Here is a 24,935-nt window from a genome sequence, read left to right on the forward strand (position 1 = left end):
GTTCCGGCCGGGGCTTTCCCGTGCCCGGGGTCGTCAGCGGACGGCGGTACCGGCGTCTTCGACATCGGCGCTGTCGACGTCGTCCCGGTCGGCCGGCAGGCCGCGGGCGGTGGCAAAGGACACGCCCTCCAGGAACGCCTTGGCGCGTTCGGTTTCCGGGTAGGCGGCCAGCAGCCGCCAGAACGCGGCGTTGTGGGCGGCCACCAGGAGGTGGGCCAGCTCGTGCAGCAGGACATAGTCAATGACCCACTGCGGCATCGGCTGCAGCTTGTGGGAGAGCCTGATGGTTCCCTCCGATGGCGTGGCCGAACCCCAGCGTGAGTTCTGGTTGGTCACCCAGCGGACCGACGTCGGGACCGCCCGGCCGCCGAGGTATTTGGCGGAAAGGTCGGCCGCATGGGCCGCCAGCTCCGCGTCGCTGCCCGCCCGGCGCTTGCCGGCGGCCTTGGGGCCGCGGCTGCCCTGCAGGCGGAGCTTCTCCAGCATCCGGTGCACCCATTCGCGCTCCTGGGCGCCGCTGAAATGCGCCGGGATGGCGACCACCGCGGTGCCGTTCTCCCAGAATGCGGCCACCGTGCGGCGCCGCCGGGCCGAGCGGCGCACCTCCACGGGAGCGCCGTCGGCGGTGGTCACCGGGGTGACGCTGGTGTTGGCGGCGCCGGCCATCAGAGGCTGGAGCTTTCGACCAGGACGGCCAGAACGGCTTCGCCGTACTTTTCCAGCTTCGACGCGCCGACCCCCGGCAGCGTGGCGAGCTGCTCGAGGGACTCCGGCCGCGCCTCGGCGATCGCGGTCAGGGTCGCGTCGGTGAAGACCACGAAGGCGGGGACGTCTGCCTCCAGCGCGGTCTCCTTCCGCCACTGCCGCAGCGCGTCGAAAGTCTGTTCCTCGTAGCTCGGCGGGCACTGGCTGCACCGGCCCACCTTGCGTTCGGCACCGGAAGAGAGCATGCTCCCGCAGACCCGGCACGACGCCGGCACGGCTGCCTTGCGCCGCGGCGCGGCCCCCTTGCCGCGGACGGAGGAGCTTGCGACCGAGTCGGGCCGAAGCCCGTCCAGGAACCGCGAAGGTTTCCGGTTGGCGCGGCCGCCCGGTGTCCTGGCCGTGGACCAGGACAGGTGCAGGTGCTCCTTGGCGCGGGTGATGCCGACGTAGAGCAGCCGGCGCTCCTCGTCCACGGCTTCGGGAGTGTCCGCGAAGGAGATCGGCATCAGGCCTTCGCTCAATCCGACCAGGAACACGGCTTCCCACTCCAGCCCCTTCGCGGCGTGCAGCGAGGCCAGGGTCACGCCCTGGACGGTGGGAGCGTGTTGCGCCAGCGAGCGCTCCTGCAGTTCATTCACGAAGTCGGCAAGGCTGAACTGCGCTCCCCTGCTGACCACCAGTTCGTCGGCGAGTGCCACGAGTGCTGCCAGCGACTCCCACCGTTCCCGGAGGGCGCCGCCGCTGTGCGGGGCCGCGTCCGTGTAGCCCAGGGAGGACACGATGTCGCGGACCAACTGACCCAGGGGCTCCGGCGTCGCGGTCTCGGCGACGGCGCGGGTGGCGGCCCGCAGCTGCAGGATCGCGTCGCGGACTTCCTTGCGGGCGAAGAACCGTTCGCCGCCGCGGAGCTGGTAGCCGATGCCGGCCGAGGCGAGTGCCTGTTCGTAGGCCTCCGACTGGCCGTTGGTGCGGAACAACACCGCGATCTGGCTCGCGGGCGTCCCGGCGTCGAGCAGTTCGCGGATCTTCACGGCGACGGTGGCAGCCTCGGCCTCGTCGTCGGAACATTCGGTGAACTGCGGCACGGGGCCGGCCGGCCGCTGGGCCACGAGTTGCAGCGGCGTGGCCCAGGCCGCGTCCGCCACTGGACCGCCGCTGCGCCGGCCGGCGAGCAGGTCGTTGGCCAGCTTCACCACCTGCGGCGTGGAACGGTAGTCCCGGATCAGCTTGACCACCGTGGCGTTGGGGTACTGCGCCTTGAAGCCGAGCAGGTGCTTCGGCGAGGCGCCCGTGAAGGAGTAGATGGTCTGGCTGGCGTCGCCGACGACGCAGAGGTCGTCACGGCCGCCGAGCCACAGCTCGAGGAGCCGCTGCTGCAGCGGCGAAACGTCCTGGTATTCGTCCACCACGAAGTGCCGGTACTGTTCGCGGACGGTGGCGGCGACCTTGGGGTCCTCCTGCAGGATCCCCACGGTGATCAGCAGCACGTCCTCGAAGTCGATCACGTTCCGGTCCGTCTTGACGTCCTCATAGGACTGGAACACGCGGGCGACGGCGGTCAGGTCGAAACCGCCGGGGGTGCCACGGCCCTGGGCCTTTTCCAGGTAGTTGGCCGGGGTGAGCATGGACACCTTGGCCCACTCGATTTCGGAGGCAAGATCCCGGATGGAGGCCCGGTCGGTGCTGAGCCGCAGCCGGCGGGCAGCCTCCGCGATCATCTGGGCCTTGTGGTCCAGCAGGTTGGGCAGCGCGCCGCCGACGGCCTGGGGCCAGAAAAACTGGAGCTGGCGCAGCGCCGCGGCATGGAAGGTGCGGGCCTGCACGCTACCGACGCCGAGGTCGCGGAGCCGGCTGCGCATTTCGGCGGCGGCCCGCGAGGTGAAGGTGACGGCCAGCAGCCGCTGCGGGCTGTACACGCCGGAGTGCACACCGTAGGCGATGCGGTGCGTAATGGCGCGGGTCTTGCCGGTGCCGGCGCCTGCGAGCACGCACATGGGCCCGTTCAGGGTGCTGGCCACCTCGCGCTGTTCGGCGTCGAGGCCGCCAAGAATCCGCTCCTCGAGGGAACGGCCGTCCGGCACCGGAGCTTCAGCGGCGGGTGAGCCGTCGTGGGACTGTCCGGCCGGAAAGGCGCTGGACTGGAAGATATCTGTGTTCACTTCTGCTGCTCAGTCGTTGGAGTGTGTGCGGTGGATGCCGCGGCGTGTGGAACCCGCCGCACGGGGGTGCCTCCGGACGGTGTCACGAGGACGTCAGGCACTGTCCGGGCGATCCTGGATGACGCCCCCGTACCAGTGTTCAATCAGGGCCCGCGCGATCGAGAGCCGGCTGGAAATGATGATTTCGCCGCTCAGCACCGCTTCCTGCAGCTCGGCGCGGCTGAACCAGCGCGCCCGGGTGACCTCGACGCCGTCGGGCGTGGCCTCCGTGTCCGCCGTCGTCGCGGTGAAGCCGAGCATGAGCGAAGCCGGAAAGGGCCAGGACTGGGAACCGAGGTACTGCGATGCGGTGACCCGCACCCCCACCTCTTCGCCAATTTCCCGGACCACTGCCTGCTCGAGGGACTCACCGGGCTCGACGAACCCGGCCAGGGTCGAGTAGTTCCGGGAGTCGAGCGGGCCGCCGCCGCCCAGCAGCAGCCGGTCGTCCGGACCGACGACCGTGACGATGATGGCCGGATCGGTGCGCGGGTAATGCTCGGAATTGTCCGAGGGGCAGCGCCGGACCCAGCCGCCGGCCTCCGGGACCGTGGCGGCGCCGCACCGCGGGCAGTGCGTATGGGTGGCGTGCCAGTTGGCAATGGCGCTGGCCTCAATGAACAGGGCGGTATCGGTGGGGTCCAGCTGGGCGGCCACCTCGCGGAAGCCGGCCCACTGCGCACCCGCCGGGATGCCCTCGACGTGCGGCTCGAACGGCTCGGCACGGACCTCGAACTGTTCCGGAAGGACGAACAGCACGTACTGCGTTCCCTCGGCCGCACGCGCTCCGGGCAGTGCGGTGCCGAGGTAAATCACCTGTTCCGGGGCGTACGCGGTTCCCTTGAGCCGCCCGGCGAGGCCGGCCGCGTCCAGGAAGACGAGCCCCTCGCCGCTGACCAGCGCCTGGCGCCGGGACAGGACCATCGCCTGCACGCCACCGGAACGCAGCAGCTCCTCCAGCATGCCCGGCTTCAGCCTGGCCGCGGAGCCGCGGTCAATCATCGCGGGCCGGACCGGAAGAACGGTGTCCCGCAGCTGGTTGGCCGGGGGGCTGTCGCCCGCGGCCCGGGCCACCGCAGCTCCCCCCGCCGGTGCGGCCCCGGCAGCGGGCACCGATCCAGGATCAACCTGTCCGGTAATTTGCCCGGTAATTTGCCCATCGATTTCTGCATTACCGGACTCCGGTGACTCCGCAAGACTCATGTACCCACCGTACCGACCCCCGCCGACAATTGACATTTTCGCCGGCCCTCCGGGGCCCGCCTCCCGGCCGATTGCGGGAGCGGTTGCCCAAGCAGCCGCCGTTAGGCGCTATTTCGGGCCGATCTTTCAGACTCGCCGTGATGCAGCGCCGTCTTAGGGCCGGCTCAATCTACCGTGGAAGCGTGAGAAGAAAACCAATCGAACTGGCAGCTGTAGCGACTGCGGCTGTCCCCGGCCTGACCCCGACCGCCGTGAGCTCCGCGCCCGACGATCCGGCAGACTTCGATTCCGCCCTTCTCCTGGACTCCGAAGGCAAACGCTGGCGTGTCCGCTCGCCACGCCATGCCGAGGCCAGTGCGCGGCTCGAAACAGAGTTCCTGGTGCTGCGCGCGTTCACTCCCGGCATCCGCGCCGAGCTCCCCTTCCTGATGCCGACCGTGGCCGGCACCGTCCGGCAAGGCACGCTCAGCACCTTCGTCTACTCCCACCTATCCGGCACCACGCGCTCGGTGGAGGAGCTCAGCACCGGCTCCGCCGCGCTGACCCGGGAACTCGGCGCCGCTCTCGCGGCCATCCACGACCTCCCGCACTCTCTGGTCAGCAACGCCGACCTGCCCAGTTACACGCCGAACGAGTTCCGCCAGCGGCGGCTCAACGAGCTGGATCAGGCCGCCACCACGGGAATGATCCCGCCCCTGCTGCTGCGCCGCTGGGAGCACGCGCTGGAGGACGTGTCGCTCTGGCGTTTCAACCCCAGCGTGGTGCACGGCGACCTGCACGAGGACAACCTCCTGGTCGACGGCGACCGGGTCACCGCCGTGACCGGCTGGACCGACCTGCGGATCGGCGACCCGGCCGACGACATGGCGTGGCTGGTCGCGTCCAACGACCAGGGCTTTGTGGACGCCGTCCTTGCGCACTACACGTCCAGCCGCCGGGACGCCCCCGACGCCCATCTGCTGCGCCGCGCCGCGTTGTCCGCCGAGTTCGCCTTGGCGCAATACCTGGTCAAGGGCCTTGCGGCGGCCGACCAGGACATGATCCGCGAGGCCGAGTCGATGCTCGCGGTGCTGGCCGAGGACGTCGCGGAACATGGCGGCCAGCCGATCAGCGTCGAGCCGCTGCCGCAGCCGGCCGTGACCGTGCAGCCGATCAGCCCGGATGCCCCCGGCTCAACGCCCGGACAGGATCCGCAGCACGTCAGCGATATGGCGACCGCTGTCCACGTCACGCCGATCCCCCGCGACGAGCTTCCGGGCGCGGCGCAGGACGACGCCGGGACGCAGGCCGCCACTGACGGCGATCCGGAGGACAGCGCTCGCGACGCCGGTGCCACCGCCGCTGACGGCGATCCGGAAGAGAGTACGCCCGTCGACAGCCCGGCAGCCGCCGAGGGCGATCCGGGGGACGGGAAGCCCGTTGCCGACGTTCCGGCCCCGCCAAAGCCGTCCGCTGCGGACGACACCTCCACCACGACGCTCACCGTGGTACCGGCGAGCGAGCGTCGCTAAGGCCAGCTAGCCCGATTTCCTTCCGAGGGCCGCCGCGACGATTTCCTCCAGCCGTTCCGCGGAGCCGAGATCGTGCGGGCGGACCACCTGGTTGTCTGCCACGTAGTAGAACGCTGCCCGGACGTCCTCAAGCGGGACGCCCTTGAGCCGGGACCACGCCAGGCGGTAGACGGCGAGCTGCACGGACTTGGTCTTGAGCTGGCCGGCCGGGGGCCGGCGTCCGGTCTTCCAGTCGACGAGGTCCCAGCCGCCGTCGGCGTCGCGGAAGACTGCGTCGATGCGCCCGCGGACCACGACGTCGCCGATCCGGGTTTCGACCGGCACCTCGACGTGTGCGGGCGCCCGGTGGGCCCACTCCGACTGGCGGAAGGTCTCCACCATGGCGTCCAGGCCGTAGGCCTCGTCAATGTGGTCGTCCGAGCCGGCGGCCTCGCCGAGGTCCAGCATCCCGGAGGTGCCGAAGTATTCTTCGACCCAGGCGTGGAAGGCCGTTCCCTTGCGGGCCGACATCCCGGGTTCGCGCGGGACGGGCCGCCGCAGCCGGGCCACCACGGAGGCCGCATCCTCGTCCAGGTCCACCAGGGTGGAGGCGGAAATATGGCCCGGCAGGTGCACCTCCTGGACGGCTGACCGCCGGGAACGCCGGTCCAACAGGGTGGCCGCTTCCTGCGCCCACCCGGCCGCCGGCCCGCGCAGTCTGCGAGCCCCGGCCGCCGAAGCTGCGGGCGCCGTTCCCGGCCCGGCGGGAGCCGGCAGCGAGCCGGCGCCGGGCTGTTCCAATTGCTCCAGGACCCGCGCCGCGGCGGTCTCCATGGCGGCCCGGCGGCCCGGTACGAGCCGCAACCGGGCTCCGGTGTGCGGGTGGACTGGTCCTTCCAGGGGATCGTAGGGCCACAGGGCCAGCTCCAGCTCGGAGGTCAGCGGGCTTTCCTCCGGCAGGGCCTCCTCGGCGACGGAATGCGGATGGATCTCGGCCGCGCCGGCCCCACTGAGCCCTTCGAGTTCGGCCAGGAACGGGGACATCTCGGCCAGGCCCGCCCGGGAGCCCACCCAGGCTGCGCTGGAGACCCAGAGCACATGCTTGGCGCGGGTGTAGGCAACATAGGCCAGGCGCCGTTCCTCGGCTTCGCCGTGGGCCTGGACCGCGGACTTGAACTCCTTCTCGGCGTCGAGCCAGCCTTTCTGGTCCGGCTGATCCAGGTCCCACTGCGGCAGGTCGGCGCGGTCCCCGCGGAGCGGCCACGGCAGCGCGGCGGACCCGCTGCTCCAGCGCGAATCCCGGCTGGACGGGAACGCCCCGGCGTTGAGGCCGGGAACGAACACGACGTCCCATTCCAGCCCCTTGGAGGCGTGGACAGTCAGCAGCTGGACGGCCTCGTGGTTGACGTCCGGCGCGGCGGCGTCGAGGCCGTTCTCCTCGGCGGCGGCCGCTTCCAGCCACGCCAGGAAGGCGAGCACGTCGACCCGCTGCGAGGTGTGCAGGAACCCGGCGGCAGCATCCTGGAAGGCGTCCAGGTTGCGCCGCGCCTGATGGATGCTGATGCCGGGCCGGGCCGCAACTTCGATGTCCAGGAGCATGGCACGTTCCACTTCGCCCAGCAGGGTGCTGAGGTCATCGCCCATGAAGCTGCGCAGTTGACGGAGCTCGGCGGAGAGCCGCTGCAGCCGCTCCAGCGCGTCCGGGCTCAGCCGGCGGCCGTGGGCGGACGTCCAGTCGGGACGGGGCAGCCAGTCCAGCGCCTCGACCAGGCTCGCGGCGTCGGTGAGGTCGCCCTCGATGACGGTTTCGGCGGTGTCGCCGTCGACGTCGGTATCGGTGTCGGTGTCGCTGCCGGGGCGTCCGCGGCGCCGCGCCAGGAAGCTCGACCAGTCGCGGAACGCCATCAGGTCCGCAGGCCCGATCCGCCAGCGCGCGCCGGCCAGCAGCCGCATCAGCGAGTCGGAGCGGCCCGGATCGGCCAGCACCCGCAGGGTCGCCACCAGGTCGACGATTTCGGGGGTGTCCAGCAGCCCGCCGAGGCCCACGATTTCGTAGGGGATGCCGCGCAGCTCGAATTCGCGGCGGATGCACTCCATCTGGGCCCGGCGGCGGCACAGTACGGCCATCGCCGGCGGCTCGGGCTCCTCCGCCTTGCCGGCGCCGAAGTCGGTCCGCCGGAATTTCAGTACGTCGGCGGCGATGGCCGCCGCTTCGTCCTCGTCCGTGCCGAAGCGGCCCATCAGCACGCGGCCCTGGACCGCGGCGGGGCTGGGCTGCAGCGGCGGGACCTCCACGGTGTCGGCGCTGTCCCGGGCACCGGCGGCGCCGGCATGGGCCGCCGCCTTGCTGAGCGGGGCCGAAATGACGTTGGCGGCCTCGAGAATATTCCGGCCGTTGCGCCACGCGGTGGTGAGGTACGACGTCGGCGCGACGGCGAACTGTGGCGGGCCGCCGCCGGCGTCGCCGGAATCATGCGCACTTCCGCCGTCGTCAACCCGGACGGGGAATTCGCGGACGAAGTGGAAGAGCTGGCCCGCGGACGCGCCGCGGAAGCCGTAGATGGACTGGTTCGGGTCTCCCACCGCGGTGACGGCGTGCCCGTCACCGAACAGGCGGGAGAAGAGGACAAGCTGGGCGTGGGAGGTGTCCTGGAATTCGTCCAGCAGCACCACCTTGTAGCGCTGGCGTTCCGTTTGCGCGGCCACCGGGATCTCGTTGGCCACCCGGGCCGCGAGGGCCACAAGGTCACCGAAGTCCAGTGCGCCGCGGGCCCGTTTGGCCTCCGCATAGCGGCCCACCATGTCCGCAACGCTGGCGCGCGTCCGGAGCAAAGCGCTGAGGTCCCCCGCGGCCTGGCTGGGATTCTTCTTGGCCGTGGCGACATACGGCAGCGCCTCGAACTCGGCCACCCGGTCCAGCAGCCAGCCCCGGACTTGCGCGGGGTCCTGCAGGTGCTCCGCGCATTCCCCGGCAAGCTGGATGACCGCCTTGACCAGGGTGGACTTGGCGGAACGGAAATGCTGGTAGTCGCCGTCGAAGGCTTCCACCACCTCGCTCGCGAGCTGGAAAGACTGGGCACCGCCGAGGAGCACAACGTCCCGTTCGACGCCGAGCCGGAGCCCGTAATCCGAGACGATGCCGCTCGCGTAAGAGTGGTAGGTGGAGACCTTGGGTTCCAGCGCGTCGGTGCTCAGCAGCCCGGCCGGAAACACCTTGTGCTCCGGATCGGCCGCGGCGATCCGCGCCAGGGCGGCCAGCTTGGCCCGGATCCGGGTGGCGAGCTCGCCGGCAGCCTTTCGGGTGAACGTCACACCGAGTACTTCCTCCGGCCTGACCCAGCCGTTTGCGACGAGCCACACCACACGGTCCGCCATGGTGGCGGTCTTGCCTGAGCCGGCCCCGGCGATGACAAGCCGGGGCGCCAGCGGCGAGGAGATGATCCGTGACTGTTCGGCGGTGGGGCTGTTCTTCTCCCCCAGCATCACGGACAGCTCTTCCGGGCTGAACCGCGGTTCGGGCAGGGGCTTCGGCCGTGTGTCCGCCGGCGCGGCGGTCTCCGGCCCGGCCGCCGTCGTCGCCTCGATACTCATTCGGTGACCTGCTTTCCGCGTGCGCACAGCGGGCAGACTTCGGGAAGCCTGCAGCCGTGGCCGCCGTGCCCGCCCTTGGCGGGGTCGTGGCGGGCTTCAAACGTGCTGCCGGACATGACGCGGGCGGCCTCGCCAACCATCTCCAGGGCCCAGTTCGCTGCCGGATCCAGCGCCGGCTGGCTCTGCACCCCGGGGCTTTTGGTGCTGGTGCCGAGCTGGGCCAGCACCGCGCCGCCGGGTCGCGGCGCCGGACCGTCGTCCGGGCCGGTAAACCCGCCGGCCAGGACCGCCGCCTGGTAGGCGCCCAACTGGGGATGGCGTTCCAGCTCGGCCTTGCCGGGCTGGCGCTTGCCGGTCTTGAGGTCCACGATGACCAGCCGCCCTTCGGCGTCGATCTCCAGCCTGTCGACCTGGCCGCGGAGCACGGCGGGCCGCGCGGGCCAGGACTCTTCACCGCCGGCAACGGCTGCGGGCTCCAGATCGGGAAGCTTCACCTCGAAGTCCTGCTCGACGCCGAGCAGGCTCCGGCCCTCGCTCCGCATGACCAGCACGTACTGGGCGAGCTTGCGGACCATGGTTTCGGCCCGCTGGAAGTCGAGCTTGCCCTCCCAGTTGTCCTTCATCCCGAGCGCGGGCCAGCGTTTCACCAGCTCGGCCACGTACTCGCCGCCCGAGGCGTCCGGGAGGTCCTGGGCAATGGCATGGACCAGGGTTCCGAGGCTGCGGGCGAAATCCGTTGCGGCCTCTCCGCCGGCTGCCTGGACGAACCAGTCGAGGGGCGACTTCTGCACGGTCTCGACCTTGGAGGGCGAAACGAAGACGGTACTGCCGGGCGGCACCACGGGGTCCGTCGACGACAGCGGAGCCAGCCCCCACCAGCTGTCCGGGTGGGCGCCGGGCACCGCCGGCTGCGCGGCTGCGAGGGCGCCCAGCACGGCGGTGGCTTCGGCCGCCTCGGCGGGGGCGCCGTCGAGCTGGGCGTACTGGCGCAGTTCCGCGACGAGCGCGCGCAGGGTCAGCGGCCGCTCAACGGGCGTGAAGCCGCGCCGGTCCTGGTCCGGGTGCAGGGGCGAAACGTAGTCCAGGAAGGATGAGGGCTGTTCGTCCTCGGAGGAAACCGCCGTGCAGATCAGCACTTCGCGGGCCCGTGAAACGGCGGTGGAGAAGCTCCGCAGCTCGTCATAGCGGATCTCGCGGAGACGGCTCAGCGGATCGAGCTGCAGGGCGTACTCGACACCGTGTTCGACGGCGTCGGCGAAAAGTGTGCTGCCGAGCAGTTCACCGCGGAGCCGGGTGTTGGGCCACACGCCTTCCTGGAGGCCGGGCACAATGACGACCGGCCATTCACGTCCCGCGGCGCTGGCCGGGGTCATGAGTTCCACCGCGTCCTCGAGCTGTGCCCGGGCCGCCAGCGTGTCCATAGGCAGTTCCTGGCTGAGCAGGTACTCAAGGAACTGCTCCGGACCTGAGCCCGGGAGCTGGTCCACGTACCGCTCGGCGGTGTGGAACAGGGCCATCATGGCGTCCAGGTCGCGGTCCGCGCGGGCGCCCGCCGCCCCGCCGGCCAGGGCTGCCTCGGTCCAGCGGCCGGCCAGTCCGGTGGAATGCCAGAGCGCCCAGAGCACGGTCTCGGCGTTGCCGCCCGGTGCCTCGGCGGCGTCCCGGCCGGCGCGGATCATCCGGGCAACGCGGCGGGCGGAATGCCCCTCGATGCCGAGCGTGGCAAGGGCGCCGGGGTCCAGGAGTGCTTCCACGAGCAGCGCGTCGCTGGTGCGGCCGCCGCCGCCCAGGAGTTCCTCACGCCGCAGTGACTGGCGGAGCCGGCGCAGCTCGATCGACGTTGCCCCGCCGATCCTTGAGGTGAGCAGCGAGACGGCGGCTTCCGGGGTAAGGACGTCAGGGTCCAGCGCCACCGCGTAGGCGTCCAGCAGCGGCCGCACGGCCACCTCGTCCCGGACCGCGGACTCGGCCACCGGGATCCGGACCGGGATGCCTTGGCCGGCCAGGTGGCGCTGCAGCTGGCTGAGCTGGCCGCCGTTGCGCACGATCACCGCGATGTCTCCCAGCTCCCGGCCGTCATTCAGCTGGGCTTCCAGGATCCGCTGCGCCACATAGCGCAGTTCGTGGACCGGGGACGGCAGCAGGTGCGCCTCAACGACGCCGTCGCCCTGTCCGCTGGGCTTCGGGTGTTCCAGCCGGCGCGCCACAGTCCCGCCGGAGCGCAGCGAGATCCGTTCGGCGACGCCCTGCCAGGCCTGCGCGACGGCCGGGGTATGGCGGTGTGCGGTCCAGAGCGGCCGCTCCAGGACGGTGCCGCCGGCCGGGGCGAGCAGCCGGGGCAGCTCGGCCACCAGGTCCGGCCGCGCCCCGCGGAATCCCTGCACCACGGTGTCCGGGGAAGAGGTGACGAGCGTGTCCTTGCCTGCGGCGATGTCCGCGAGCAGTTCGAACACGGCCGGGTTCGCCTCCTGGATATCGTCCACGAGGATCAGCTGGAGCCGGTCCCGCTCCGCGGCCAGGAATTCCGGGGCGTCCTGGAAAATCTGGCGTGCCGCCGTGATGATCCCGGCCGGGTCAAAGGATTCGGGCATCCGCAGGTCAAGGACGTCGCGGTACTCGGCATAGAGGGCGGCCGCGGCGGTCCAGTCCGGCCGGCCGCAGCGCTGCGCGAGGGCCGCCAGGTCCTGCGCGGTGCGCCCGGATTCGATGATCCGGTCAAAGAGCTGGCGCACTTCCTGCCGGAAGCCGCGGGTCTGCAGGGCGGCGGCCAGGTCCTCGGGCCAGGGCAGTTCCAGCCCGGGCTGGGCATGGCCTTCGAGGAGTTCCTTGATGATCAGGTCCTGTTCGGGCCCGGAGAGGAGCTTCGGCGCACGCGGCAGCGGCAGGATGCCCTCCGCCTTGGCACGCCGGATCAGGTCGAAGGCGTACGACGCCCAGGTGCGGGCCGGCGTCGTGCTCAGGCTGCGGTCCAGGCGCGCGGTGAACCGGTCGCGCAGCGCATCGGCGGCCAGCCGGCCGGGGGCCAGGATCAGCATCCGTTCCGGGTCCAGGCCGTCGCGCTGGGCCCTGCGGACGGCGGCCTCGACCAGGACCGTGGACTTGCCGGTGCCCGGCGCGCCGGGCACCAGGACGGGTCCGGAGCCGTGCGCGACGTCGACGGCGTCCCGCTGGTCCGGGGACAGTACCGGGACGGCGCTGTGCTGCGTCCGGGGCGGCAGCAGCCGGAGGCCCGTCTGGCCGGGCACGGCTTTTTTGGGGACGGTCTTGTTGGGGGCGGCTTTGTTGGGGGCGGTCCGGCTGGGGCTACTCACACAGACATTTCATCATTGGGGACAGACAATTTATGCAGCTCCCGTTCGAGGCGTTCGGCGATGGCGTCGATCTGCTCGAAGTCCGGCTCGGACGGCGCCCACCGGGCCGCCATCAGGTCGACCCGCCAGCGGCCCTCGCCGGTGCGCTCGTATTCCAGGTAGCTGCCCAGCAGCGGTGTCCCTTCGGCGAGGTAGAAGGCCAGGGCCTCCCGCTCGTGGCCGGGCGGGGCGTCTCCGTTGGCTTTGAGGATCCGCCACCAGGGAACGGCGCTGCCGTGGTGGCTCATTACGGAGCCGACCTGGCGGGGGCCGCCCGCGCCCAGGAGTTCGGCGACGTCCCCGTAGGCGACGGCGGTGCCCGCCGGAACCATCGCTGCGAGCTCCAGTACCGCCTCCACATACTCCGTCCGCATGGACCAAGGTTACCGGTGCCGGCTGCCGCCGGTCTCGGCACGGCACCGCAAGGCACTGCACGGCGGTGCAAAAAACTGTCAGCGGCAACAGGTAGCGTTGAAGCATGAGCACCTGGCACACCCTCCCCCGCGCAGCCTTCGACCTGGAAACCACCGGGCGGAATTCCCGCGCTGCGAGGATCGTGACGGCATCGGTGACCGTGGTGGACGCCGACGGCTCGGTCATCAAGGAGCACGAGTGGCTGGCCGATCCCGGGGTGGAGATCCCCACCGAGGCGAGCGACATCCACGGCGTCACCACCGAGCAGGCCCGCCGTGACGGCCGGCCTGCGGCCGAGGTGACCCGGGAGCTGTCGGCCGTGCTGCAGGAGCTGTTCGACACCGGCGTACCGGTCATTGCTTTCAACGCCAGCTATGACTTCACCGTGCTCGCCGCCGAGTCGGCCCGCTACGGCGTGCCCCAGCTGAGCCGCTTTCCCGTGCTGGACCCGTTCATCATGAACAAGCAGGTGGACCGGTACCGCAAGGGCAAGCGCACCCTGACCGCGCTGTGCGAGGAGTACGGCGTCAGCCTCGACAATGCGCACACCTCCGCGGCCGATGCGCTGGCCACGCTGCGGATGCTGGATGCCATGGCCGGGAAGTTTCCCAAGCTCCGGATGCCGGCCAGCCACCTGCACCAGCTCCAGGTCGAGTGGGCGTCGGCCCAGGCCGCGGATTTCCAGAGCTACCTGCGCAAGACCAAGCCCGCGGCCGTGATTGAGGGCGACTGGCCGGTTCTGCCGCCGGAAGATGCCAGCCGGGGCGACTTCTAGCCCTGAGCGCGGGCCACCGGCACGGGACCGGCAAGCTACTGGGACTGAGATCACAGCGGCGGTTGCCCCTGCCGGCGGCTCCTGGCGCCCTCAGGGATTTGGCCGCGGGACGGCTGCCGGTTTCCTCCCGCGCCCAGCGACCTTCAGCACGAAATTATCTGCACCCGATGGCACTTTGTGACGAACTAAATGCGCAAGTGGATGGCCTTTGGCGCCGCTGACATAATTTAGTTCAGAACAGGGCGTGTGTTATGTCGCGCCCAGACCCCAACCGCCAAGGGATAAATGATCACAGTTACCGACCTTCGCAAGGTCTACCGGCAGGGCAAAAAGGAAGTGGTGGCGCTCGACGGCGTCACGCTCTCCGTGCCGAAGGGCTCGATCCACGGCATCATCGGACACTCCGGCGCCGGCAAGTCGACGCTGGTGCGCTGCCTGACCCTGCTGGACCGCCCCACCGCCGGGTCCGTCAGCATCGACGGCACCGAGCTGAGCTCCGTGCGGGATTCGGAGATCCGTGCTGCGCGGCGGCGCATCGGCATGGTTTTCCAGCACGCGAATCTGATGGACTCCCGGACCGCGGCCGGCAACGTGGCGCACCCGCTGGAACTCGTCAAGACCCCCAAGGACAAGATCCGGACCCGGGTTGCCGAGCTCCTCAAGCTCGTGGGGCTCGAAGGCTTCGAGAACGCCTACCCGTCCCAGCTCTCCGGCGGCCAGCGCCAGCGCGTAGGGATCGCGCGGGCCCTCGCTTCGGACCCCGAAGTGCTGCTCTGCGACGAGCCCACCTCGGCCCTGGACCCTGCCACCACTGAGGAAATCCTGGACCTGATCCAGGACCTGACCCGGCGGCTGCAGCTGACCGTCCTGATCATCACGCACGAGATGAACGTCGTGAAGCGGGTCTGCGACTCGGTGTCCCTGCTCTCCCGGGGCCGCATCATCGAACACGGCGCCCTGCAGGACGTGGCCGGCGAGCTGGACAGCAAGCTGGCCCGGGCCCTGCTTCCGCTGCCGCCGTCGGAGCCCCTGCACGGCGCGCTGCAGCGCGGGCCGGTCCTGGAGATCCTCTTCTCCGGCGAGAGCGCCAAAGAACCCGTCCTGACCGGCGTCGCCCGGCACTTCGACATGGACCTTAACGTCCTCGCCGGCAGCGTCGAGACCCTCGGCGGCCAGCAGTTCGGGCACCTCCGGGTTCAGCTCGCCGAAAACGCCGATTTCGACGCCGTCCTCCACTACCTGCACGAGCGGGGCATCAGCGCCAAGCGCGTCGCCGCCGATGCTGCTCCGGCGGAAGAAGGAGCCAACTAATGAACGACATTTTCAGCAACCCCGTACTCGCCAGGGCCCTCCCCGAGGCAATCGTGGAGACCCTGCAGATGGTCGGCATCTCGGCCTTCTTCACCGTGCTGATCGGCCTGCCGCTGGGCGTCTTCCTGCACGTCACGGCCCCCGGCGGACTGCGCCCGATGCCCGTCACCAACCGGATCCTCAGCGACGTGATCGTCAACATCACCCGGTCCATCCCGTTCGCCATCCTGATGGTGGCGCTCATCCCGCTGGCCCGCGCCCTGACCGGGACGAGCCTCGGCCCGATTGCAGCGTCGGTGTCGCTGTCCATCGGTACCATCCCCTTCTTCGCCCGGCTCGTCGAATCCTGCCTGCGCGATGTGCACCACGGCAAGATCGACGCCGCCCAGGTGATGGGGTCCACCAACATGCAGGTCATCAGCAAGGTGATGCTGCGCGAATCCCTGCCAGCCCTCGTCGCGGCCGCCACCACCACGGTGGTGACCCTCGTGGGCTACTCCGCGATGGCCGGCCTCGTCGGCGGCGGCGGCCTCGGCAAGCTGGCCTACAACTACGGCTTCCAGCGCTTCGACGTCACGGTCATGATCGTCACCATCGTCCTGATCGTCGTCCTCGTCCAGGTCATCCAACTCGTGGGCGAGCGGATTTCCCGCGGCCTCGACCACCGCTGACCCGACAAACAACCACCCCAGCCTTGCAGCGGGTAGCCGCCCTCTGCATCTGCGCGGACCACGGCACCGCCGTCGTGTTTTCCGCCTATTTCGAAAGGAACGCATCCGATGCGTAAGTCACTCACCCTCTTGGCCACCGGCATTGTCACTGCCCTGGCGCTGACGGCTTGCGGTGGTTCTTCCACCCCCAGCGCCCAGGTCACGACCCTGGATCCGGCGAAGCCCGCCACCCTCAAGGTCGGCGCCAGCCCGGTCCCGCACGCCAAGATCCTCGAATTCATCAACCAGGAGCTCGCCCCCAAGGCCGGCCTCAAACTGGAGATCAAGGAGATCGAGGACTACCAGACGCCGAACACCGCGCTGAGCGACGGCTCCCTGGACGCCAACTTCTACCAGCACCTGCCCTGGTTCGAGGACCAGGTCAAGACCAAGGGCTACAAGTTCGGCCACGGCGCCGGCGTGCACATCGAGCCCTACGCCGCGTTCTCGGAAAAGGTCAAGGACATCAAGGACATCCAGGACGGAGCCAAGGTCGCCATCACGAACGACCCGTCCAACCAGGTCCGGGCCCTCAAGGTCCTCCAGGTCGCCGGTCTGGTCAAGGACATCAAGGACGACACCTCGGTACTGACGCTCAGCGACGAACAGAACCCCAAGAAGCTGAAGTTCTCCGAGAACCAGCCGGAACTGCTGATCAACGACCTCAAGGACCCCTCGGTGGATCTGGCCCTGATCAACGGCAACTTCATCCTCAAGGCCGGGCTGAGCACCAAGAACGCCCTCGCGGTGGAATCCGTGGACAACAACCCCTACGCCAACTTCCTGGCCTGGCGTGAGGACTCCAAGGACGACGTGCGCATCAAGAAGCTTGATGAGCTGCTGCACTCCCCCGAGGTCAAGGCCTTCATCGAGAAGGAATGGCCCAACGGCGACGTGACCCCGGCCTTCTAGGCCCGGACCAGCGTTAACAACTTTCGGCACCCGCTGCGGCGGGTGCCGAAAGTGTTTAAAGGGCGACGACGGCGACGGCCGCCGCCGGCTCGCTGGGCCTGCGCCCTGCTCCTAGGCTCGCGCCGCCGCGGCGGCCCGGGCGGCAGCCGGCAGGGCCTCGAAGATCCGGTTCATCGCGGCGTCGTCGTGCGCGGCGGAGAGGAACCAGGCCTCGAACACCGACGGCGGCAGGTACACCCCGGAGTCCAGCATCGAGTGGAAGAACGGCGCGTAGCGGAAGACCTCCTGGCCCTGCGCGTCGTCGTAGTTGTGGACGCCGCGGGCCGAGGTGCCGAAGGCCACCGAGAACAGGTTCCCGGCGCGCTGGATGGAGTGGTCCACCCCTGCCGCGTCCAGCGCCGAAGACAGGGCGCCGGAGAGTTCCAGCGAGCGGGCGTCGACGAACGAGTAGACCTCGGGGGTCGCGTGGGTGAGAGTGGCGACGCCGGCAGCCATCGCCACCGGGTTCCCCGAGAGGGTCCCGGCCTGGTAGACCGGGCCCACCGGGGCGAGGTAGTCCATGACCTCGGCGCGGCCGCCGAGGGCCGCCGTCGGCATGCCCCCGCCGATGACCTTGCCGAAGGTCAGCAGGTCCGGGGCCCAGGGCTCGGCGGCGTCGGCCGCCCCGCCGGTGAGTCCCCAGTAGCCGGAGTAGCCGGTGCGGAACCCGGTGAGGACCTCGTCGAGGATCAGCAGGGCGCCGTGTTCGCGGGTGATCCGGGCCAGGCCGGCGTTGAAGCCCTCGCCCGGGGTGACCACGCCCATGTTGGCCGGCGCGGCCTCGGTGATGACGGCCGCGATGCTGTCGCCGTGTTTGGCGAAGGCGGCTTCGACCGCGGCGAGGTCGTTGTAGGGCAGCACGAGGGTTTCGGCGGCCGTGGCGGCGGTGACGCCTGCCGAGCCGGGCAGCGCGAGTGTCGCGAGCCCGGAACCGGCGGCGGCGAGGAGGCCGTCGAGGTGGCCGTGGTAGCAGCCGGCGAACTTGATCACGAGGTTCCGGCCGGTGTAGCCGCGGGCCAGCCGGATCGCGGTCATGGTCGCCTCGGTGCCGGTGGAGACCATCCGGACGCGCTCCGCCGCCGGGACGCGCTCCTGGACGATTGCGGCGAGGTTGGCCTCGTCCGGGGTCGAGGTGCCGAAGGACAGTCCGCGGTCGACGGCGGCGTGCACGGCCGCGAGGACGGCCGGGTGGGCGTGGCCCAGCAGCGCCGGCCCCCAGGAGCAGACGAGGTCCACGTACTCGGCGCCGTCGGCGTCGGTGAGGTAGGGGCCCGTGGCGGAGACCATAAAGCGGGGTGTGCCGCCCACCGAGCCGAAGGCCCGGACCGGCGAGTTGACGCCGCCCGGCATCAGGCGGCGGGCGCGGTCGAAGAGTTCCTCGTTGCGAGGGTGGCTGGAAGTCATGGTTCCTATTCTCTCAGTGGTTCTCACAGGTCGCTCTCACAGGGCCCGGTCACCGGCAGGCACCCCGCCGCCCAGCTGGGCGGCCACGCGCGGCGCCACTTCGGTGCCGAACAGCTCGATGGAGCGCATCATGGCGGTATGCGGGAGCGTGCCGTTGCTGTATTTGAGGTCGAAGCGGTCCACGCCCAGGTTCCGCTTGAGCAGGGCGATCTTCGCGGCCACCGTGTCCGGCGAGCCGACGTAGAGCGCACCCTCGGGGCTGCACAGGTGGTCGAATTCGTCGCGGCTGCCCGGACCCCAGCCGCGTTCGGCGCCGAGCTGGTTGCGCTGGCCCAGCCAGTGCGGGAAGAACTCCTCGCGCGCGTCCTCATCCGTGGCCGCCACGTGGCCGGGCGAATGCGTGGCCACCTGCTGCATCGGGTGGCCGTATTTGGCCATGGCCTCGCGGTAGAGCCCGGCCAGCGGACCGAAGGACCGTGGCTGGCCGCCGATGATGGCGAAGATGATCGGGTAGCCGTATTCGGCGCAGCGCAGCACCGATTCCGGGGTGCCGCCGACGCCGATCCAGGTCGGCAGCAGGTGGTGTTCGAGCGGCGGGTAGACGCTGAGCCCGTTGATGGCCCGGCGCGTCCGGCCCTCCCATTTGATCGGTTTCTGGGCCCGGACCTTGTCGAAGAGCTCAAGCTTCTCCTCGAACAGGACCTCATAGTCGGCCAGGTCCAGTCCGAACAGCGGGAAGGACTCCACGAAGGAACCGCGGCCCAGCATGACCTCGGCCCGGCCGTTGGAGATTGCGTCCACGGTGGCGAAACGCTGGAATACCCGGATCGGGTCATCGGAGCTGAGAACGGTGACGGCGGAGCCGAGCCGGATCTTCTTGGTCCGGGCCGCGGCGGCGGCGAGAAAGACCTCGGGCGCGGAGACGGCGAAGTCGCGGCGGTGGTGCTCCCCCACCCCGAAGGCGTGCAGGCCCACCTGGTCCGCGAGTTCGGCCTGTTCCAGCAGTTGCCGCAGCACCTGGGCGTGCGGGACCGGGTGCCCGTCCGGGAACACCCCGACGTCGCCGAAGGTGTTCAGGCCGAGCAGGATCTTGTCCGGGCCGACCGGCGCGGTCGGGTTGGCTCCCGATGCCGGGTCCGGCGCTTCCGCGGGGCTCATCGCGTCTCCTTCAGCCAGCCGGCGAGTTCGCTGGCCCAGTAGGTCAGGACCATGTTGGCCCCGGCCCGTTTGATGCCGAGCACGGATTCAGTGATCGCGGCGCGGCGGTCGATCCAGCCGTTCGCGGCGGCGGCCTCGATCATCGAGTATTCGCCGGAGATCTGGTAGGCGGCCACGGGCACCGGGCTCATCGCGGCGACGTCGGCCAGGATGTCGAGGTAGCTCATGGCTGGTTTCACCATCACCATGTCGGCGCCCTCCTCGAGGTCCAGTTCCACTTCGAGGATCGCTTCGCGGCGGTTGGCGGCGTCCATCTGGTAAGTGCGCCGGTCCCCGGTGAGCTGCGAGTCGACGGCTTCGCGGAACGGGCCGTAGAAGGCGGAGGCGTACTTGGCGGCGTAGGCCACGACGGCGGTGTTGGCGTGTCCCGCCTCCTCCAAGGCCTGCCGGATCACGGCGATCTGGCCGTCCATCATGCCTGAGGGGCCGAGCACGTGCGCGCCGGCCTCGGCCTGAGCCACGGCCATCTGCCCGTAAATCTCCAGGGTCGCGTCGTTGTCGACGTAGCCGTGCGCGTCCAGGACGCCGCAGTGGCCGTGGTCGGTGAATTCGTCGAGGCAGACGTCGCTCATGATGACCAGTTCGTCGCCGACCTCGGCCTTCACATCCCGGATGGCCTTGTTCAGCACGCCCTCGGGGTCCAGCGAGGCGGTGCCGCGGGCGTCCCGTTCGGCCGGAATGCCGAAGAGCATGATGCCGCCCACGCCCAGCTGCACGGCCTCGGCGGCGGCGCGCTTGAGCGAGTCGGTCGTGTGCTGCTGCACGCCGGGCATCGAGGCGATCGGATTCGGCTCGGAGAGGCCCTCGCGCATGAAGGCCGGGAGGATGAGTTCGGCAGCCGAGAGGCGGTGTTCGGCCGTCAGCCGCCGCATCGCGGGGGTGGTGCGGAGCCGGCGGGGGCGGTGGGTCGGGAAGCTCATGTCTGGTCCTTCACAGTCTGCTCGGGGTCGGGATGGGGAGTGGGGGTCGCCGGATCCAGGGCCCGGATAACGGCGGCGACGAGTCCGGAGGCGGTGGGCTCCTCGGCAACGGCGGCGACCGGGAGTCCGAGGGCCAGGGCCTCGGCCGCCGTCGAGCGTCCGATCGCGACGAGCCGGCAGCCGCCCAGCGGCGACAGCCCGGTGTGGACGCGGCGGGCGGCGCTCGGTGAGGCCGCGACGACGGCGTGCAGCGTTCCGGCGTCGATCGCGGCTTTCGCGTCGGCCACGGTCAGGACTGCGGCGTCGTGCCCCTGCGGGTCGGGGGCGGCGGCCAGGCTGCGTCGCGGGTCCGCGGGGAAATCGACGGTCTGGTAGGCGGTGACGGCCTGGACCGAGGCGCCGCGGGCCTCCAGCCCCCGGCGGAGCCGCGGGTCGGCGATGTCGGCCTGCGGCAGCAGGACGTTGCCGTGGCCGCGGGGCCAGATGTCGAGCAATCCCGCGCCGGACTGCTGGCCGGCGGGCGCGAGGTCCACTGCGATGTCCAGGCCTTCAAGCATGCGGCGGGTGGCCGGGCCGACGGCGGCCACCTGCAGGCTGCCCGGAAGCCACGCGCTGAGGGCCGCACCGCGTTCGGCCGCCTTGGCTTCCAGGACCTGGACCGTGGTCACGCTGCTGACCACCAGCCATGAGTAGGCGCCGGCGCCGAGCGCGTCGAAGGCCACGTCCAGCGAGTGCTGGTCGGCGGCGCGCTCGAAGTCGATGAGAGGCAGCAGCAGCGGCTCGGAGCCGGTCTCGCGGAGCGCGGAGACCAAGGCACCGGCACGGTCCGGGTTGCGGGTGACCAGGACCCGGGCGCCCTCGAGCACCCGGGGCCCGGCGCCCCCGTCCGGCCGGCGGCTGGCGCTGCGGCGTCCCATCAGGTGAGAATCCGTCCCGCTCAGGAAGCGGCCAGGTCGGCGATGTCGGCAGCACCGGCCGCCAGCAGCGCCTCGGCCAGTTCGATTCCCAGCAGGGTGGCGCCGACCTCGGTCAGCCCGTCGGTGGCCTTCTTGTCCCGGACCGTCGCGGTGCCGTCCACGGCACAGACAACTGCCTCGAGGTGCAGCATGCTGCCCTTGCGGTAGGCGTAGGCGCCCACCGGCGCGGCGCAGCCGGCCTCCAGCCGGGCCAGCAGCGCGCGTTCGGCGGTGACGGCCAGCCGGGTGTCCGGGTCGTCCAGGGCTGCGAGGGCCTGGGCGAGCACGCCCTGGGAGCCCTCGGTGGACCCGGCCTTGCGCGGCGCGTCGGAGCTGCGGCATTCGATCGCGAGCGAACCCTGGCCGGCGGCCGGGAGCATCACCTCGGTTTCCAGGTATTCGCTGACCGCGTCCAGCCGGCCGATCCGGTGCAGGCCGGCAGCGGCGAGCACGACGGCGTCAAGGTCGCCGGACTTGCCTTCGACGACGGCGCCTGTGTTGTTGCCCGGCAGGCCCGGCACGCGGCCCAGGCGGGTGTCCACGTTGCCGCGGATGTCCCGGATGTCCAGGTCCGGCCGTGCGGCGCGCAACTGGGCGGCCCGGCGCGGGGAGCCGGTGCCGACGGTGGCGCCGGCCGGCAGCTGGGCCAGCGTGAGCCCGTCCCGGGCGCAGAGCACGTCCCGGACGTCCACGCGCTTGGGCGTCGCCGCGAGGGTCAGGCCCAGGGCAGCGCCGGTGGGCAGGTCCTTGAGCGAATGGACCGCGACGTCGCACGCGTCCCGCAGCAGGGCGTCGCGCAGCGCCGCCACGAACACGCCGGTGCCGCCCATCTGGGACAGCGGGCCGGTCAGGACGTCGCCGTCGGTGCGGATGTGGACGAGTTCCACCGGAAACCCTCCGACGGCGGCCAGCTGGTCCGCAGTCTGCTGGGTCTGGGTGAGGGCAAGTTTGCTGGCCCGGGTGCCGATCCGTACGGTCACGGCGTGGCCTGGCCTGCTGCCGGGACCGCCTCATTCGCAGCCGCGGATGCTCCTGCCGGGTAGGGATCATGCCCTGTCCCGACGGTGGTGTCCGCGCCCGCGATGGTGGGCTTTTCGCCGCGGAAGTTGGCGCAGCAGCCGGGGCGGCAGACGTCGTACCAGGGGCCGAGCTTGGTCAGGTGCGGCCGGTCGGCGATGTTGTTTGCCGCCGTCCGCTCGCTGATCAGGTCCACGATCCCGGCAACGAATTTGCGGTGCGTCCCGGGCGTGGGAACGCGGGTGGCCGTGAGGCCCAGCTTGCCGCAGGTTTCCAAAGCCTCGGTGTCGAGGTCCCAGACGACTTCCATGTGGTCGCTGACGAAGCCCAGCGGCACGATCACGACGCCCTTGACGCCCTGGCCGGCGAGCTCCTCGATGGCGTCGTTGATGTCGGGTTCGAGCCACGGCACGTGCGGGGCCCCGGACCGGGACTGGTACACGAGGGACCAGGGGGCGGTCAGGCCGGTTTCGGCTTCGACCCGGCGGATGACCTCGGTGCCGGTGGCCAGGTGCTGGGCCACATAGGCGGAGTCCTGTTCGAAGTGGCGCGGCTCGCCCTCGGAGCGGCCGGCGGCTTCGGCGTCGCGGGTCGGAATCGAATGGGTCGCGAAGAGGATGTGCACCGGCGCGTCAGGGGTGCCGGCCGCGGCCAGCTGGGCGCGGACGTCGGCGAGGCCGGCGGCGGTGCCCTCGACGAAAGGCTCCACGAAGCCCGGGTGGTCGAAGTACTGGCGCACCTTGTCCACCTCGAGCTTGCCGTCCAGCCCGGTCTCGGTGAGCGCCATGCCGATGTCTTCGCGGTACTGCCGGCAGCTGGAGTAGCAGGAGTAGGCGCTGGTGGTGATCATCAGGACCTTGCGGTGCCCGGCGTCGTAGATCTCCTGCAGGGTCTGCGGGATGTAGGGATCCCAGTTGCGGTTGCCCCAGAAGACCGGCAGGCCGATGCCCCGGGTGGCGAGCTCCTTCTCCATGGCGGCCTTGAGCTCGCGGTTCTGCTGGTTGATCGGGCTGATGCCGCCGTTGGCGCGGTAGTGGTGCGAGACCTCTTCGAGCCGTTCGTCCGGGATGCCGCGGCCGCGGGTCACGTTGCGCAGGAACGGGATGACGTCTTCCTGGCCTTCGGGACCGCCGAAGGAGGCCAGCAGCACGGCGTCGTAGTCCTTGGGGGCCATCCGGCCGGCCTCGGTGACGGGATTCACGGCGGTGGCCGTGGGATCCTGCGGATCGAGCGGGCTCATGCGAGGACCTCGGCAATCTCGACGGCGCTGACGCGGCGGCCGGTGTAGAACGGGACTTCTTCGCGAACATGGTGGCGGGCTTCGGTGGAGCGCAGGTGGCGCATCAGGTCCACGAGGTCCACCAGCTCCGGGGCTTCGAGGCCCAGGATCCACTCCCAGTCGCCCAGGGCGAAGGAGGAAACGGTGTTGGAGATGACCTGCGGGAAGTCCCGGCCCAGCAGGCCGTGGTCCCGCAGCATCGCGCCGCGCTCGGCGTCCGGGAGCAGGTACCACTCGTAGGAGCGCACGAAGGGGTAGACGCAGAGCCATTCGGCCGGTTCCACGCCGCGGGAGAAGGCGGGCGTGTGGTTCTTGGCGAACTCGGCCTCGCGGTGCACGCCCATCGCGGACCAGGCGATCTCTGTCCCCGTGAAGAGCTTGCTACGCCGGATGTCGCGCACGGCGCGCTGCAGCGCTTCGGCCCGGGGGCCGTGCAGCCAGATCATGATGTCGGCGTCGGCCCGCATCGCGGACACGTCGTAGCTGCCGCGGTGGACGACGCCGTTCTCGGCCAGCCGTTCGATGAGTGCGTCGAAGTCCTCGGCCGCGTCGCCGCTGCGCAGGACATCGGCGGAGCGCTTGAAAACCGTCCAGAGCGTGAAGAACTGCTCGGTCGATTCCTCGGCTGCTGTTCCGGTTTTAGTGACAGATTCGGCAGAAGTGTGGCTCATGGATACCAGTCTGCCCCCTCCCCCGAGCTAAGTCGAAATAGAGCACTTCTACAACGCGTAGAAGTGCTCAATTTCACAGCCGGGTGGTTCGGACGTCCCTCAGATCTTGCGCATCCGTAGGGCCACGACGCCTGCTCCCAGCGACACCGCGAGCAGGCAGATCCCCCAGCCGACCAGGGCGGAGGGGGACGGTTCAACGGAGGAGGCAGCCTGCATCTTGTCGCCGGACCGGGGCGCGGCGGTGGGAGCCTGCTTGGCGGCGGACATCGTGGTGGCGGACCTGGGCGGGCCGCTCGGCGTTGCCGCCGGTGTACCGGTTGCCGCCGGAGTACCAGCCGCAACACCGGGAGCGGCACCGGCGGGAGTGTCCTTCGCGGGCGCCTGGACCGGGGCCGGGGCCTGCTGGGTTCCGGAGGGCTGGCCGGCTGCCGGCTGCGGGGCTGCGGGCACCGGTGGCGGAACCGAGGTTCCCGGCGCCGTGGCCCGCTCGGAGGCCTGCCGGGAAGCCCGCTGCTCCGGCGTCTCGGTCGGATCCGGTGCGGTCGACGTCGGCGGGGCCGTGCTTTCGGTGGGGTCCGGGCTGCCGGAGTCGGAGGTCGGCGAGGGCGACGGCGTCGGGGATTCCACCAGGCCGCCGATCAGGTCGTCGATGCCGACGGAAATCGAGGCTGACGGGCCGTCCGGGCTGGGCGTCGGGGTGGCGGCCTGGGTGGCAGGAACCCCTGCGGTGAGAGCCAGTACCGCTCCGAGTGCTGCCACGGCCGTGCCGCGT

At 70.7% G+C, this 24,935-nt stretch carries 19 protein-coding genes; 5 read left to right on the forward strand and 14 right to left on the reverse strand.

All coding sequences use genetic code 11. From position 1 onward, the window contains the following. Positions 1 to 33 precede the first annotated feature (33 nt). The 3 genes from AC1DBL_RS00625 to nudC all read right to left on the reverse strand — a co-directional run bounded on the left by AC1DBL_RS00625 (position 34) and on the right by nudC (position 3,905). Positions 34 to 666: a M48 metallopeptidase family protein gene (locus tag AC1DBL_RS00625; RefSeq protein ID WP_476892217.1), complete on the reverse strand. Its 633-nt coding sequence runs from the start codon at positions 664 to 666 to the stop codon at positions 34 to 36. Continuing rightward, positions 666 to 2,786 carry an ATP-dependent DNA helicase UvrD2 gene (locus AC1DBL_RS00630; protein ID WP_476892299.1) on the reverse strand — a complete coding sequence of 707 codons (2,121 nt, stop codon included), beginning with the start codon at positions 2,784 to 2,786 and terminating at the stop codon, positions 666 to 668. The genes AC1DBL_RS00625 and AC1DBL_RS00630 overlap by 1 nt, the downstream gene beginning before the upstream one ends. A gap of 171 nt (positions 2,787 to 2,957) precedes the next feature. After that, positions 2,958 to 3,905 (reverse strand): NAD(+) diphosphatase, encoded by a 948-nt coding sequence (nudC, locus tag AC1DBL_RS00635; RefSeq protein ID WP_476892298.1) that lies wholly within the window; start codon positions 3,903 to 3,905, stop codon positions 2,958 to 2,960. A 383-nt stretch (positions 3,906 to 4,288) separates the two neighbouring features. Here nudC and AC1DBL_RS00640 point away from each other — a divergent pair, with 383 nt between their 5' ends. Beyond that, positions 4,289 to 5,617 (forward strand): macrolide 2'-phosphotransferase, encoded by a 1,329-nt coding sequence (locus AC1DBL_RS00640; protein WP_476925272.1) that lies wholly within the window; start codon positions 4,289 to 4,291, stop codon positions 5,615 to 5,617. A gap of 6 nt (positions 5,618 to 5,623) precedes the next feature. Here the strand turns inward: AC1DBL_RS00640 and AC1DBL_RS00645 are convergent, their stop codons facing one another. From AC1DBL_RS00645 to AC1DBL_RS00655, 3 genes are all read right to left on the reverse strand, one after another. Next, positions 5,624 to 9,079, reverse strand: coding sequence for an ATP-dependent helicase (locus AC1DBL_RS00645; RefSeq protein WP_476925543.1), 3,456 nt, complete (start codon positions 9,077 to 9,079; stop codon positions 5,624 to 5,626). Between the two features lie 104 nt (positions 9,080 to 9,183). Then, the gene (locus AC1DBL_RS00650; protein ID WP_476925544.1) at positions 9,184 to 12,432 is read right to left on the reverse strand and encodes an ATP-dependent helicase; all 3,249 of its coding nucleotides are present in this window, start codon (positions 12,430 to 12,432) and stop codon (positions 9,184 to 9,186) included. Between the two features lie 62 nt (positions 12,433 to 12,494). Beyond that, positions 12,495 to 12,911, reverse strand: coding sequence for an MGMT family protein (locus tag AC1DBL_RS00655; protein ID WP_441417220.1), 417 nt, complete (start codon positions 12,909 to 12,911; stop codon positions 12,495 to 12,497). A gap of 104 nt (positions 12,912 to 13,015) precedes the next feature. Here AC1DBL_RS00655 and AC1DBL_RS00660 point away from each other — a divergent pair, with 104 nt between their 5' ends. From AC1DBL_RS00660 to AC1DBL_RS00675, 4 genes are all read left to right on the forward strand, one after another. Next, positions 13,016 to 13,726 (forward strand): exonuclease domain-containing protein, encoded by a 711-nt coding sequence (locus tag AC1DBL_RS00660; protein ID WP_476908537.1) that lies wholly within the window; start codon positions 13,016 to 13,018, stop codon positions 13,724 to 13,726. A 285-nt stretch (positions 13,727 to 14,011) separates the two neighbouring features. Beyond that, on the forward strand, positions 14,012 to 15,037 hold the full coding sequence (locus tag AC1DBL_RS00665) for a methionine ABC transporter ATP-binding protein (RefSeq protein WP_441417218.1): 1,026 nt from the start codon (positions 14,012 to 14,014) through the stop codon (positions 15,035 to 15,037). Further along, complete coding sequence (locus tag AC1DBL_RS00670; RefSeq protein WP_441417217.1) at positions 15,037 to 15,708, forward strand: methionine ABC transporter permease; 672 nt, start codon at positions 15,037 to 15,039, stop codon at positions 15,706 to 15,708. Before AC1DBL_RS00665 ends, AC1DBL_RS00670 begins: the two co-directional genes overlap by 1 nt. 108 nt (positions 15,709 to 15,816) lie before the next feature. Beyond that, the gene (locus AC1DBL_RS00675; protein WP_441417216.1) at positions 15,817 to 16,659 is read left to right on the forward strand and encodes a MetQ/NlpA family ABC transporter substrate-binding protein; all 843 of its coding nucleotides are present in this window, start codon (positions 15,817 to 15,819) and stop codon (positions 16,657 to 16,659) included. Positions 16,660 to 16,770: 111 nt separating this feature from the next. Here the strand turns inward: AC1DBL_RS00675 and hemL are convergent, their stop codons facing one another. The 8 genes from hemL to AC1DBL_RS00715 form a co-directional block, all read right to left on the reverse strand. Then, entirely contained in the window at positions 16,771 to 18,102 is a 1,332-nt protein-coding gene (gene hemL, locus AC1DBL_RS00680) for a glutamate-1-semialdehyde 2,1-aminomutase (RefSeq protein ID WP_476925273.1), read from the reverse strand. A 36-nt stretch (positions 18,103 to 18,138) separates the two neighbouring features. Then, a complete protein-coding gene (locus tag AC1DBL_RS00685; RefSeq protein ID WP_476925274.1) occupies positions 18,139 to 19,260 on the reverse strand; it encodes an LLM class flavin-dependent oxidoreductase in 1,122 nt (373 codons plus the stop codon). Further along, positions 19,257 to 20,240 (reverse strand): porphobilinogen synthase, encoded by a 984-nt coding sequence (gene hemB, locus AC1DBL_RS00690; protein WP_476925275.1) that lies wholly within the window; start codon positions 20,238 to 20,240, stop codon positions 19,257 to 19,259. Before hemB ends, AC1DBL_RS00685 begins: the two co-directional genes overlap by 4 nt. Further along, positions 20,237 to 21,157 (reverse strand): uroporphyrinogen-III synthase, encoded by a 921-nt coding sequence (locus AC1DBL_RS00695; protein ID WP_476925276.1) that lies wholly within the window; start codon positions 21,155 to 21,157, stop codon positions 20,237 to 20,239. Before AC1DBL_RS00695 ends, hemB begins: the two co-directional genes overlap by 4 nt. 20 nt (positions 21,158 to 21,177) lie before the next feature. Beyond that, positions 21,178 to 22,176, reverse strand: coding sequence for a hydroxymethylbilane synthase (hemC, locus tag AC1DBL_RS00700; RefSeq protein ID WP_476925277.1), 999 nt, complete (start codon positions 22,174 to 22,176; stop codon positions 21,178 to 21,180). Then, positions 22,173 to 23,453, reverse strand: a complete 1,281-nt coding sequence (locus AC1DBL_RS00705; RefSeq protein WP_476925278.1) for a ferrochelatase — start codon at positions 23,451 to 23,453, stop codon at positions 22,173 to 22,175. The genes hemC and AC1DBL_RS00705 overlap by 4 nt, the downstream gene beginning before the upstream one ends. Further along, on the reverse strand, positions 23,450 to 24,163 hold the full coding sequence (hemQ, locus tag AC1DBL_RS00710) for a hydrogen peroxide-dependent heme synthase (RefSeq protein WP_476925279.1): 714 nt from the start codon (positions 24,161 to 24,163) through the stop codon (positions 23,450 to 23,452). Before hemQ ends, AC1DBL_RS00705 begins: the two co-directional genes overlap by 4 nt. Positions 24,164 to 24,262: 99 nt before the next feature. Continuing rightward, the gene (locus tag AC1DBL_RS00715; protein WP_476925280.1) at positions 24,263 to 24,922 is read right to left on the reverse strand and encodes a hypothetical protein; all 660 of its coding nucleotides are present in this window, start codon (positions 24,920 to 24,922) and stop codon (positions 24,263 to 24,265) included. Between the last annotated feature and the right edge of the window lie 13 nt (positions 24,923 to 24,935).

Source organism: Arthrobacter sp. 10T44, from assembly GCF_056393885.1.